This window comes from Shewanella sp. AC34-MNA-CIBAN-0136, from assembly GCF_040309945.1.
Taxonomy (GTDB): domain Bacteria; phylum Pseudomonadota; class Gammaproteobacteria; order Enterobacterales; family Shewanellaceae; genus Shewanella.
In genome coordinates, this window is record NZ_JBEOPJ010000003.1 from 193504 (window position 1) to 207141 (window position 13638).

At 43.4% G+C, this 13638-nt stretch carries 10 protein-coding genes; 1 reads left to right on the forward strand and 9 read right to left on the reverse strand.

Annotation, left to right across the window (positions count from 1 at the left end; all coding sequences use genetic code 11):
* Nucleotides 1-180 precede the first annotated feature (180 nt).
* From recG to AAEY94_RS04315, 8 genes are all read right to left on the reverse strand, one after another.
* Entirely contained in the window at nt 181-2256 is a 2076-nt protein-coding gene (recG, locus tag AAEY94_RS04280) for an ATP-dependent DNA helicase RecG (RefSeq protein WP_350977486.1), read from the reverse strand.
* Between the two features lie 140 nt (nt 2257-2396).
* Nucleotides 2397-3005, reverse strand: coding sequence for a response regulator transcription factor (locus AAEY94_RS04285; RefSeq protein WP_162022132.1), 609 nt, complete (start codon nt 3003-3005; stop codon nt 2397-2399).
* Complete coding sequence (locus AAEY94_RS04290) at nt 3002-4096, reverse strand: sensor histidine kinase (protein ID WP_350977489.1); 1095 nt, start codon at nt 4094-4096, stop codon at nt 3002-3004. Before AAEY94_RS04290 ends, AAEY94_RS04285 begins: the two co-directional genes overlap by 4 nt.
* 77 nt (nt 4097-4173) lie before the next feature.
* Complete coding sequence (locus AAEY94_RS04295) at nt 4174-4854, reverse strand: tetratricopeptide repeat protein (RefSeq protein WP_342860080.1); 681 nt, start codon at nt 4852-4854, stop codon at nt 4174-4176.
* 219 nt (nt 4855-5073) lie between these two features.
* A complete protein-coding gene (locus AAEY94_RS04300) occupies nt 5074-6003 on the reverse strand; it encodes a calcium/sodium antiporter (RefSeq protein WP_101084972.1) in 930 nt (309 codons plus the stop codon).
* Nucleotides 6004-6143: 140 nt separating this feature from the next.
* The gene (locus AAEY94_RS04305) at nt 6144-7799 is read right to left on the reverse strand and encodes an AMP-binding protein (protein WP_101084973.1); all 1656 of its coding nucleotides are present in this window, start codon (nt 7797-7799) and stop codon (nt 6144-6146) included.
* Between the two features lie 582 nt (nt 7800-8381).
* Nucleotides 8382-8534, reverse strand: coding sequence for a hypothetical protein (locus AAEY94_RS04310; RefSeq protein ID WP_350977493.1), 153 nt, complete (start codon nt 8532-8534; stop codon nt 8382-8384).
* Between the two features lie 299 nt (nt 8535-8833).
* Nucleotides 8834-9937 carry a phosphoribosylaminoimidazolesuccinocarboxamide synthase gene (locus AAEY94_RS04315; RefSeq protein WP_350977495.1) on the reverse strand — a complete coding sequence of 368 codons (1104 nt, stop codon included), beginning with the start codon at nt 9935-9937 and terminating at the stop codon, nt 8834-8836.
* A 207-nt stretch (nt 9938-10144) separates the two neighbouring features.
* Between AAEY94_RS04315 and AAEY94_RS04320 the strand changes: the two genes are divergently transcribed.
* Nucleotides 10145-11113: a DMT family transporter gene (locus AAEY94_RS04320; protein WP_350977498.1), complete on the forward strand. Its 969-nt coding sequence runs from the start codon at nt 10145-10147 to the stop codon at nt 11111-11113.
* Nucleotides 11114-11555: 442 nt separating this feature from the next.
* Here the strand turns inward: AAEY94_RS04320 and AAEY94_RS04325 are convergent, their stop codons facing one another.
* Nucleotides 11556-13448, reverse strand: a complete 1893-nt coding sequence (locus AAEY94_RS04325) for a DEAD/DEAH box helicase (RefSeq protein WP_101084976.1) — start codon at nt 13446-13448, stop codon at nt 11556-11558.
* Nucleotides 13449-13638: the final 190 nt, after the last annotated feature.

Below are 13638 nucleotides of genomic sequence, written 5' to 3' on the forward strand. Positions count from 1 at the left end.
AACTCTGCGTTGCAGCCTTTCAACGTAAAATGGCTATGCTTTCAAACCTTCGCCTGATTACAGCCATTTGAATTCCCGCTGCACGACCAGATAACGAATACGATTAGTATACCATTCTGCAATATTCAGCAGACTTGTCTAGTGATAACTGATGATAATGAACAATATATTAAGATCTATTTAAGCTTGGACATATTGCTGTCTATCACCTATCCAGCGTTGAATGATAGCATCTACGTTTTGAGGCACTTGCTGGTAAACGTGTGATGCCAATTTTTGGGTTGGGGCAATTAAATGTTGATCACGTATTAGATCAGCTATTTTAAGATCTGCCAAACCGGTTTGTTTGGTGCCAAGCACTTCACCTGGCCCTCGAATTTCTAAGTCTTTTTGAGCAATTACAAAGCCATCATTACTGCTGCGCAGCACACCTAAACGTTTAGTGGCGGTTTGTGACAGTGGCGCTTTATAAAGTAATACACAATGGCTAGCAATAGCACCTCGGCCTACTCGGCCTCTTAACTGGTGCAACTGTGCTAGGCCTAATCGTTCAGGGTTTTCGATAATCATTAAACTGGCATTGGGTACGTCTACACCGACTTCTATGACGGTAGTCGCGACTAATAAGTTCAACTCTCCCGCTTTAAATTGCGCCATAATCGTCTGTTTTTCAGCACTTTTCATTCGGCCATGGATTAAGCCAATTTTGAGCTCGGGTAGTGCTATGGTGAGTTCTGCTGCTGTGTCTTCAGCGGCTTGGCATTCAAGCACCTCAGACTCTTCAATTAACGTACACACCCAATAAGCTTGACGATTATCATGTAAAGCTGCTTGTTTAACTCGCTCAATAACTTGCTCACGACGGGTATCGGCAATCGCAACCGTTGTGACCGGTGTACGTCCTGGAGGAAGCTCGTCAATGACAGAGGTGTCTAAATCGGCATAAGCTGTCATGGCTAAAGTTCGTGGGATCGGAGTGGCCGTCATGATTAGCTGGTGTGGATGAAAACCTTGGCTGACGCCTTTTTCACGTAACCCTAAGCGTTGATGAACGCCAAAACGATGTTGTTCGTCAATAATGATTAATGCCAGCTTGTTAAACACTACCGCCTGTTGAAATATCGCATGAGTACCAATGACCATTTGTGCTGCGCCAGAAGCGATATCTTCGAGTGATTGAACTCGCGCTTTGCCTTTTAGTTTACCAGCCAGCCAGCCGATTTTTAGCCCAAGTGGTTCAAACCAAGTAGCAAAATTAGCTGCGTGCTGTTCAGCCAATAATTCAGTAGGGGCCATCATGGCTACTTGGTAACCGTTTTCAATTGCTTGTAATGCCGCCAGTGCCGCCACCAAGGTTTTACCTGAACCTACGTCGCCTTGAACTAAACGCATCATGGGGGTTGGATGCTGAAGATCTTGGTTGATTTCGGCGACAACTCTTTGTTGTGCTCCCGTTGGCTTAAAGGGCAGTTGCGCTAAAAAAGGGCTTAACAATTGTCCTGTAGCAGGCATTGGCACTGCAGCATCTTGATTACTGCGCTGGCGCAGTTGCAACATGCTCAAATTATGAGCCAGCAGTTCTTCTTGGATTAATCTTTGCTGTGCAGGATGTTGACCTTGCTCTAATTCAAAAGGAGACACCGAGCTATGGGGACGGTGCAAAATATGCAGCGCATCACGCAGGCTAATATTGTTTGGTTGTAATGCACTGGGAAGTAACTCGGGTAATCCACCTTGGTCTAACATTGCCAAGGCTTGCTCGGTCAATTTTATCCAACTGGCTTGTTTTACCCCTTCAGTTGTCGGGTAAATAGGCGTCAGCGTGTCGCTTAATGTGACCGATTCACCAGGATGAATAATTTGATATTCTGGGTGAACAATCTCTTTATGATGATTGCCGCGGCGTATTTCACCGTAAGCCCGAATGCTGGCACCATTTTCCATGGCGTTACGTTGCGCCATCGAGAAATTAAAAAACCGCAGGCTCATCATTCCGCTGTGATCACGGACATTACACACTAACATGCGCCGCCGACCTTGCATGATTTGAGTCGACTGAATTTCTGCTTCGATGGTGCCATAACTGCCAGGAGGTAATGCGGCAATAGGATGGATTTGCGTACGGTCTTCATAACGCAGCGGTAAATGAAACAGTACATCTTGTACTGTTTTAATACCTAACTTAGCCAGTTTTTCCGCAACCTTTTTAGCAACGCCTTTAAGGTCGGTGATCGGAACAAGATCCAGTCGTAGCAAATTGTGCTCACCTAAATTGATTATCAAAGATGTAAAAACCATAGCGATTTCAAGCTATCAATCTCAAATCACTGTAATTATATACAGATGTTTAAGGTATCTTAGCAGACTTTGAATACAAGGCAATATTAAGCCGTTAATTACAACCAACCCTTTTGCTTGGCGATTCTGGCAGCATCAATTCGGTTACTGGCATTGAGTTTGCTGATGGCTTCCGATAAATAGTTTCGTACTGTGCCTTCTGCAATAAACAACTGACTGGCAATATCGCTGGTTGATAAGCCTTCGCTTGCCAGGCGCAATGCACGTCTTTCTTTGTCGTTGAGAGGGTCTATTTCACCAATAGCGGTAAAAGCTAATTCTGGATCGATAACCCGTTTACCCGCCATCACTTGTTTAATCGCATTAATTAAGTCATCAGACGGAGCGTCTTTTAATAAAAAACCACCGACACCGTATTCTAATGCGCGTTTGATATAACCGGCTCGGCCAAAGGTGGTCAAAATAATCACTTTGGTCTGGCTGCGCTGTTGTTGTAACCATTGGCTCAGCTCTAAACCTGATTTTCCAGGCATTTCAATGTCGGTGAGTAACAGGTCAAATGAATCTGTTTTAAGTTGTTGCATCGCTTTATCGCCGTCTTCGACTTCGACAATCTCTATTTCATTTAAGCTATCACACGCTAATGTGAGCAACGCGGCGAGGGCGCCTCTTACCATCGCTTGATCTTCGGCTAATAGAATTTTCATCTAATGGGCTCACTTAGTGGCAATTGGATACTCACTTTATAATGGGGAATTAATTGATAGTCGATTGTGCCATGTAGCAAGCTTACTCGCTCTTGAATGCCTGTTAATCCGTTGCCTTTGGTGATGATTTTAACCGGCACATTCTCGATAAAGTTGAGTTTGAGCCAGTCTTGGCTTGTTTCAATACACAAGGTGCAATGTGTCGCTTGGCTGTGTTTTATGGTGTTATTAATCAACTCAGTTAGTAGCAAGCTGATTTGCGATTCCATGAGTTCACTGAGTTTAGGGAATGTGCCTTCTATGCTGACAGCAATAGCGTTATCTCTTAACGTGCTGGCTAAGGTGTTTAACGTTTGGGTTAACCCTTGATGTTTATAACCCGATACCGTGTGGCGAATTTGGCTTAAACAGTCTCGAGTTATCACGCTAACTTGATGAATTTGCAGTTGCGCTTGGTCGATTTTACCTGAGGTAATGAGCTTGTCTGCCAGTTCTGCTTTTAAGGCGATGGCGGCTAAGTGATGTCCCATAACATCATGTAAATCGCGGCCAATACGTTCGCGCTCTAATGCGGTGGCTAAATTGGCGACTTCATCTTTTGATTGTTGTTGCTGGCGTTTTATTCGTTGGCGATTTTGTTCAATCACACCAAACACTCCCACCCCTAAACAAATTCCCATACCATAAAAAGTAAAAAAGCAGCCTGTGTAACCCATGCTAATATCGATGACTAAAAGCAAAATGCTCAGTCCGATAAAACTCAATATTGCAGTGCGAAGCGAGTAGAAAAAACCAATAAAAAAACAGCAAAAACTGAATAGTGATATTGCACCACTGGTGACGAATGACGACGCTATGGCTGACAGAAACATTAACCCAATGGGTTTGAGGGCTTGCTCTTTGCTACTGTTATAAGCCCAGAAATAGCCAATAATAAAGGGCACTAATAATCCGATCGCGATCGAGATTTTTAACCATTGACCGGCCATAAAATACAAGGGAATAAAATAAAAACCTAAGTTTATGAGGTAAACCCAAGCGGTTCTTTGCTCGTAACTTTTTTCATTATTAGATGATAAACAAGATGTCATTGTGCCTCCTAGCGCAGTTAATCATAGAGTAACTGCGCGCTAACTAAAACCTATGCGAGTAATAATAAACTGGTCGATTACTGCTTTACTGTTTGTTGGTTTAACAGATATGTTGCCCAACCATACTGAGGGTCAACCTCAATGGCGGTTTGCCAATCTTGTAAAGCCCCTTTTAAGTCGCCTTGTTCTTGTTTCGCTAGTCCGCGCCAAGTATAGGCTTCTGCATGTCCCCAACAGATTTCGTTACAAGGCTGCTCAAATTGACTAATTGCTTGGGTTGCTAATGTTTGCGACTTGTCGAGGCCGCCACCAAATACGCTTGGGGTATAAAATGCATTAATTGCTCGCACTAAGCTGACTCGCGGATTGTTAGGTTCGAGATCGTTTGCTTGTTGCAGTAATTGCGCCGTTTTCATTCCTAATACGGTACCTTTACTATTATCAAACGAGATTTGCATTCCGTATACCGCAGCCAGTAGAGCTTGCTGGTCTGCAGATGGATCTTGGACTAAAAGGGATTCTAGTGTGTGCTGGGCATTGTTTAATGAATCTGTAGCGAGTTGACGTTGGCCGATGATGTTGGCTGTAATGGCTAGGCGATAATCAGCATAGGCTTTTTCATAATCAATAGCCTGTTCACTGTATTGACTCAGTTCAGTGATGTTCATGGTGTTGGCTGCAGCATCAATATCGCTAATGTTAGCAAAGCTAGTGTGGCTGACTAAGGTTAAGCTGGTGATCAGTAGTAAAGTTTTCATGGCTATCTCCATTTACGTTTTCCCCAATCAATATGTTGTTGGGATAGGTGTAGTATGGCGATAGACGGAGGATATTCTTAGACACAAAGGTCATCAATTGAAGATGACAAATGTCATTTATTTTCAGCAGCACATCTTAAATGTGAGTGCAGTTTCAGAACTTGTTAATAAAAGACCGAATCAATATTCGGCCTTAGTATGAGTAATATTGTCGTTAACTTAAACCACTTGCATCACCAAGTAACTGGTGTAGCCAAGGTAACCAGCTAACAGAACACTACCTTCACGACGACCAATACGTAAGCCACTCCAAGCAAACGGTAATACCATGAAGGCAAAAATCAGCATGGCGATAAAATCGATTTCGTTAAATCCGGCCGCGGAAACTGGGTGGATTAATGCTGTTGCGCCTAAAATACCGAGTACGTTGAAAATATTTGATCCAACAACATTACCGATGGCAATGTCGCTTTGACCTTTAAGAGCTGCCATCACCGAGGTGACAAGCTCTGGCATACTGGTACCAATAGCCACAATGGTTAAGCCGATGATGACTTCGCTAATGCCAAACTGTTTGGCTAAATCGACGGCACCATCAACAAATAATATGCCACCACCAACTAACATCGCGATACCAACAATGATTAATGCGATAGATAAGCCAGGGTGTTGCGGGCTGGCATCAACATCCAGATCTTCTGGGTTATTTTTGGCACTAACATAACTAAAAACTAAATAGCCAACAAGCGCGCTGAATAAAATGGCACCGTCGATAAAGCTCACTTCACCATCAAGCAGCAAAAACCACATTAATACTGAAGCGGCAATCATGATAGGGATGTCGCGCTTCACCATTTGAGATTGCACTGTAATAGGGCGAATAAGAGCGGTGATAGCTAGAATTAAACCAATGTTGACAATGTTGGAGCCGACGACATTACCTAAGGCTATACCTGGATTACCTGCTAATGCTGATTTAACACTAACGGCTAATTCAGGGGCGCTGGTACCAAATGCCACAATGGTTAAGCCAATAATAAGTGGGGCAATGCCCAAACGTAGCGCTACGGCACTGGCTCCGCGCACAAGTGCTTCAGCGCCAATGGTTAAAATAATAAAACCGCCGATAATGGATAACGCAATGAACATTCGAGTTTCTGCCTAATAAATGGTGTACAACGATATTGTTAACGCTGCATAGTTAATGGCGGGTATATTGACAGAATATGTCAAAAAAATACACGCATATTGCGTGTATTTTTTGAAGATAGATAATCGTTAGCTGATTATTACAACTCGTCTTCCCAACGTACTTTGGCGCCGCGAACACCGTCTACTTTGGCGGTAAACGCTTTTTCAAGTACGTGACGTTTAATTTTTAACGTCGGGGTTAACACGTCATTCTCAATGGTCCACTCATCATTGACAACGATAATGGCATCAACATGTTCGTGTGACTCTAAATGTGGATTAACACCATCGAGAGTCTCTTTTAACGATGTTCTTACTTCTTCGCGAGGCTGAAGTTTTGAACCTTCTGAAAGCTGCACTAACGCGACCGGATGTGGTAAACCTGAACCGATAACACAAATTAAATCTACATGAGTGTCTTGAGCTAATTTACGTTCAATCGGCACTGGAGCAACATACTTACCTTTTGAGGTTTTGAAATTGTCTTTAACGCGGCCGGTAATGTCGATGTAACCGTCTGCGTCAATTTCGCACAAATCGCCAGTGTGGAAAAAGCCATCTTCAGTAAATGCTGCGGCGGTGGCTTCTTCTTGTAAGTAATAGCCGTTCATCAAGCCTGGGCTTTTAACTAATAACTCACCTTCTTCAGTTTGACGTACTAAGCAGCCTTCAACTGGCCGGCCAACCGTGCCGATCTTCTTGGCGTTGAATGGAAAGTTAATTATCGAGTAAGCACAGTTTTCGGTCATTCCCCACGCTTCACAAATATCGATGCCAATGCTGTAATACCATTGAATCAATGATGGTGGGATGGGTGCTGAGCCTGAGCCGTTCAAGCGAGATTGGTCGAGTCCCAAACCTTTCTTAATTTTACGCTTAACAATACTGCTAATGATGGGCAGTTTGAGTAAGGTTTTGAGTTTTTTCTCACCAATCTTGTTGATGATATTTAATTGGAATACTGTCCATAAACGCGGTACCGAGAAAAACACCGTTGGGCGACAGCGTTGAATGTCATCAACAAATGAGTCGAGGCTTTCTACAAAAGAAACCGTTGCCCCTGAATAAAATGACGAGCCTTCAATAGCCACACGTTCGGTAATGTGTGCTAGCGGTAAGTACGATAATAGTCGGTCAGTAGTATTGGTTTGTAAATCACGAATCACCGCTTCGCACGCCCAACCATAACTGGTAAAGCTTTGAATCGCGCCTTTGGGTTTGCCTGTTGAACCTGAGGTGTAAATCAGTGTCATGACTTGATCTGCAGTTGGGAACGGCTCGTCAACGAGCGGCTGACCCAGCTTTAACAAGTGATCCCAATGATATTGTGCTGGCATGGTGTCATATGGCATGGCTAAACGGAGAATTTCACCGCCAACAGCAGCTTCTTGTTCAGCCCAATGATCGAGTTTACCGGTAAAAATGGCTTTAGCGCCGCTATGTTCAAGTACATAGCGAATAGTTTCTGCATTAGCGGTTGGATAAACAGGCACACTAATGTAACCACCGTACATTAATGCTAAATCGACAATAAACCACTCGGCACAGTTTTTCGACAACACAGCAATTTTATCGCCACGTTCTAAACCTAAATGACGCAGTGAACCTGCAATTTGTTGCATCTTTTGCTGAACTTCACGCCATGTGAAATCAACATATTTACCGTCAATCGGCTGGCGAAGGTAAACTTTGTCACCTTGCGTATCTACCCAATGAGACAACATCTCAACAGGAGTTTTAATTAAATTTTCCATCGACGCTTCCATGTTCTTTATTGTTATTGTGGGTCTCTATAAATTTAGTATGGCCATTTTTGTGCGCTGGCGCAAACAATTGCACAGTATGTGTGCAAGATAACACTATAAACACGTTAGCAGAATCTACTGAATAAACAATAGATATTGAGCAAATACTCTACTAAGTAAAACGGATAGACGATTCGTTGCAGAAATTGAATTCACTAACTGATTGATGCCACATTTCATCAGAATGAGCACTACTGTTTAAAGTATTAAATGTTTGTAGCGATGATTTTGTATCTATTTAACCTATTTTTTGCGGCGATGCCAGTACTGATAAAGCCCAGTAAAAGCAAATGTCATTAGTATTAAGCTGACAATACACCAAATGCTCCGCGTGAATTATCCACCGGAAAAACCGAAATAAAGTTTATCAACGCTGTCTAAAATCTCGTAAGAGTAACCGCTGAACAAATAGCTTGTTTCGCTAAAGATAATCCTGCAAGTGCTGAGATAATCTCTTGCCGCTAGACGTCTTTTAATTGCGTATCGGTTATAACTGAAACAGATTGAGAAAATCTCTGAGATGGCTAAATCTTAACGTGATTCGCCGCTAGCTGATTGAGCGATATAGTTAGCAATGTCACTGCCTTTTACTTCAATTGTTTCGATATTTTCTTTTTTAGTCTTTTCATCAGGCACTGTCTCGGCGGCAATGGCCTGTTGAGTTAAACTGATAGTACATAACACGGTTAAGGTGATTTTTCTGATTTCAAGGTGTTATCATTTTGTACTGCGATGAACGAATCCATTTTCTGGGTGTTAGCAAAGTCAGTTTTTGTAGCTAAACTATTCAATCGCTAGGAATTAATTGCTAGGAGATGCCGTCGCTGAGTGTTTGGCAGTTGAAGACTTCTTGATTGTCGTGTAGCTATTCACTGATGATGATTTTGGGGCGAAGATAATCTTCTTTTTATTGGTATTAATGTGGTCAGCTAATAATAAATAAGGCGCTATTAGCGCCTTATTTATTATCCAGTTAAATTAATTTATACAATTAAATCATACTGCTCACGTAGCACTTTAATAATGTCCGCTTTTGGGTTGGCTGGTAATGGAATACTTGAACCAGTGACTTTTTCTGCCACACCAATATAAGTGCGCGATACATTCATCATCGCGTCTAATGGTAAGTCGTTGTTACGAGCAAGTGCTTCACGCTCTGGCATTCTGTCTTTGTTTAGCAAAATGTCGGCATCGTCAAAATGATTCAGTAAGAACTGGCGGAAGCCTTCTTTTGAGTTTTCAACAATCTTGCCCTCACGATAAGCGGCTCCGTCCCAAATGCGTGATGAGTCAGGCGTACCGACTTCATCCATGTAAATCAGTTTTGATTGACCATTTTTGTCATTGACGTAGCCAAACTCAAACTTAGTATCGACAAACACTTGATCAAGCTTTGCTAGCGCATCTGAAATTACTTTAAAGCCTTGCTTTAGCAAGGTTTCATACAAGTCGATATCCTGTGGTTTTTCAAATCCAAAGGCTTGGTAGTTAGCTTCAATATCGCTACGGCTAATGTTAACGTCATCTTGCGCAGGCACGCCCGGGATGCCGGTTAAGATACCTTTGGTTGACGGGGTGATCAGTAACTCTGGCAGTTTTTGATCTTTGCTTAACCCTTCTGGCAAGGTGATACCACAAAATACCCGTTCGCCTTTTGAATAAGCACGCCACATTGAGCCGGTAATGTATTGGCGACAAATCGCTTCGACTTTAATTGGGCGAGCTTTTTGCACTATCCATACAAAAGGGTGCGGAATATCTAGAATGTGGCTGTCAGCTAAACCATTTTCGGCGAATAAACCAAACCAATGATTTGAAATCGCATTCAGTGCAGCGCCTTTACCTGGAATACCCTGCAAGTTACCTTCGCCATGAAAAATACAATCGAACGCCGAGATCCTGTCGCTGATCACCATAATTGCTAGCGGAGTATCTTCAGGTACATCGTAACCTTTGTCGCGGATTAAGCGGCGACTGTCTGTGTCGGTTAACCAGTAAACACTGCGTACTTTGCCACTGTGGACAGGCTTGTCGGTACGGATAGGTAAATCATTGTTCACGGCAAGAACGGAATCGGCAAGATTCATGCGAGTGTTCCTTAGGTAGTAGGGTACATAGGTTTTTATGGCGGCTATTTTACCTGCATTCAAAGCGTTTGCACGATAAAAGGAGGGGTTGAAATAGGCTTTTTTGTTATGCGAACAATCAAGGGTAAGGTTAACCTTTCTTGATAAAGACTTTATTGGGTTATTCAGGCAGAATTCACGCCTTAATGATGTGATGGATAAACCAACGTGAACAGTGAACAAGAAAGCGCGAATGCCCGTTTAGGACTGATATTTGTTTCTATAGCAGTATTTTTCTGGGGTATTTTGCCTATAGCATTAAAGCTATCAGGTGGATTCATTACGCCAGTTACTCTGACCTGGTTTCGGTTTGTCATGGCGTTAGTCGTGACCTTGTTAATTCAATGGCGCTTAGGTGCATTACGTCAATTTGTCGGTTTACCTTCATTAGTATGGTTGAAATTGGTGCTCGCTGGCGTGCTGTTGATGTGCAATTACGTGTCGTTTGTTTATTCGTTGGGATATCTAGCTCCAGGCACTGCACAGCTTAACTTCCAAACTGCGCCTTTTTTCTTGGCATTTGGTGGGGTGTTGTTTTTCAAAGAGCGTTTTAATGCATTTCAGTTAAGTTGTTTTGCCACGCTTGGACTGGGCATGCTGATGTTTTTCCATCCGCAGCTCGATTTAAATCAAGCAAGTGATCATCAAGTGTTGGTTGGGATTATGATTGTGCAGTTTTCGGTGATGTCGTGGACCAGCTATGCTTTGTTACAAAAGTCGGTGAGCCAACGACTGTCACCCAGTAATGTACTGTTATTTATTTACGCATTAGGCATTGTGCTTATGGCGCCATTTAGTGACTTTAGTCAGTTTGAAGCTATGACGCTCGATCAATGGTGGATAGTACTTTTTTGCGGCGCCAATACTTTGATTGCGTATGGCTGTTTTGGTCAAGCAATGCAATATTGGCCCACGGCACAAGTCAGTGCCATGTTGGCATTAACACCGGTATTGAGTTTTACTGCGACAGAAGTTGTGGTCAATCTTGGTTGGTGGAGCGGGGTATTTGTCGGTGCCGATATTGATGTGTTGTCATTTGCTGGCATCGTTATGATTGTGTGTTCGGTGTTTGCCGTGCAAATTGTCCCCTTGTATCAAAAGCGTAAGCAGGCCAAAGCGTTCAGGACTGTATTGTAACACTTTTGTGCAAACGGATTATCACTAGGGTCGCTTCGCTGCTAGGGCGGACTGCGTCCTGCTAGGAAATGATAACAAGCGATAACAAGCGAACGCTGCGCTCACGGATAAAGCGGTCTAGCACCTAGGCTCTCGGCTTGTCATCTCTTAATCTCTCTCGTCACCGCTTGCTATCTCAGGAATAGGGACAGCTTCGCTGCTAAGATTTTATAGCATCTAGCCGCGCAGCGTCCTAGCAGCGTAGCGATCTAGGCTCTTGCTATAGCATCTAGCCGCGTAGCGACCTAGAACCTAGAACCTAGAAATAGTGATATTAAACAGGTAATCGCCACGTTAATGGGTATTAATTATTTTTTAGACTGATTTTGTAGAATAGAGAATAAAAACTGAAAACAAAAATGGAGCCCTTAGGCTCCATTTTTTGTGTCATTCAACTGAATGATTAACCGTTGTCACGTGGCTTACGTGGACGACGCTCTGCACTTGCAGGGCGGTCACTAGCCGGACGATCACCCGCTGGGCGATCAGTACGTGGACGGTCACTACGAGCACGATCACTACGTGGACGACGTGGAGCGCCTGCGCCGCGAGTCGTGTCAGCAAACACTTCATCACCTGCTTCACGAATGTTTAAAGGACGACCACACACACGCACTTTTCTTAGGTGCGAAAGGATGTCTTTAGGCATTCCGTCTGGTAAATCAACCGTTGTGACTTGATCAAACAATTGGATTTGACCAATGAAACGGCTATCGATGTTTGCTTCGTTAGCAATAGCGCCAACGATGTTACCTACACCAACACCATTTTCACGACCTACATCGATAACATAACGATTCATTTTAACGTCTGGGTTATCTTTTAAGCCTTCTGCATCGCCAAAGCTATTTGGTGCTGGACGGCTACTACGCTCGCCACGGTCACTGCGTTCACGACGTGGACGGTCGCTGCTACTATTGCGATCACCACGGTCACTACCACGATCACTACGTTCGTCACGTGAATCACGTTGACGTTCGGTAATCGTTGGTAACTGTAGTGGACGCTCTTGCTGTACTTGTTGTAACAATGCAGCAGCCAGTAAATCGGTATCAACTTCAAGCTGTTGACATAATTCAGCTACAGCGTTTTTCATGAAATCTAAGTCACCGTTAATGGTTTCTTGGATTTGCTCGCCTAAACGAGACAAACGACGCTCTGCAACTGATTCAGGGCTAGGCACTTTCATTGGCGAAATACGGCTGTTTGTAGCGCGTTCGATAGTGCGTAACATACGCATTTCACGATTGGTTACAAATAGGATTGCCATACCAGTACGACCAGCACGACCTGTACGACCGATACGGTGAACATAGGCTTCTGAATCATAAGGAATATCGTAGTTTACTACGTGTCCAATACGTTCAACGTCAAGACCACGTGCCGCAACGTCAGTCGCGATTAAAATGTCTAACTTGCCGCGCTTAAGCTGCTCAACAGCACGCTCACGTGCTTGTTGATTCATGTCACCATGTAATGGAGATGAAGCATAACCACGGGCTTCTAATTTTTCTGCTAATTCAACACAGCTGTTACGGGTACGAACGAAGATGATAATACCTTCAGTATTTTCAACTTCTAAAACACGTACTAACGCTTCTAGTTTATTGTGTTGTGATACTTGCACATAACGTTGGTCGATAGACTCAACAGTTGTCTGGCTAGACGCTATGCTGATGTTCACTGGGTTTGTTAAGTGCTTAGCTGCAACGCGCTTAATTTGCTCAGGCATAGTGGCAGAGAATAATGCAAGTTGGCTGTCAGTAGGCTTGTGCTCTAATACCCATTCGATATCATCGATGAAGCCCATTTTTAGCATTTCATCGGCTTCGTCTAATACTAAGGCTTTTAGATTATCTAGCTTTAATGTGCCACGACGCATGTGATCCATTACACGACCAGGAGTACCAACAATCACTTGTGGTCCACGCTTAAGGGCGTTTAATTGTTGTTGCATGCTTTGACCACCGTAAATCGGTAGTACGTGGAAGCCTTTCATGAATTTGGCATAACTACCAAATGCTTCGGCAACTTGAACCGCTAATTCGCGGGTTGGTGCTAACACTAAAATCTGTGGAGCATTGATTTTCATGTCGATTTTGTTTAGTAAAGGCAGGGCAAACGCGCCTGTTTTACCGGTACCGGTTTGTGCTTGACCGATAATATCTTTACCAGCCATAAGCGGGTCGATACTAGCAGCTTGAATAGGAGTTGGGTTTTCATAACCTAACTCGTCAAGCGAACGCAACAAAGACTCAGACAGGCCGAGTTCGCGGAAAGTTCTTTCAGATGACATTGAGTTGTAGCCTTGTGGATGCGCACGAAGTTCGGAAGCTCGTGCTAAAGTTTCACAGACAGAAAATCAACCCCGTGTCGATTTCCCGCGCCGATAAGGGGGCGTATTATAGCAGCAACAATGCTAGTTGACCACGTAAAAACTGAAAATAAACATTAAATTGCCTATTCTAGTTTAAGATTGGCCTGAT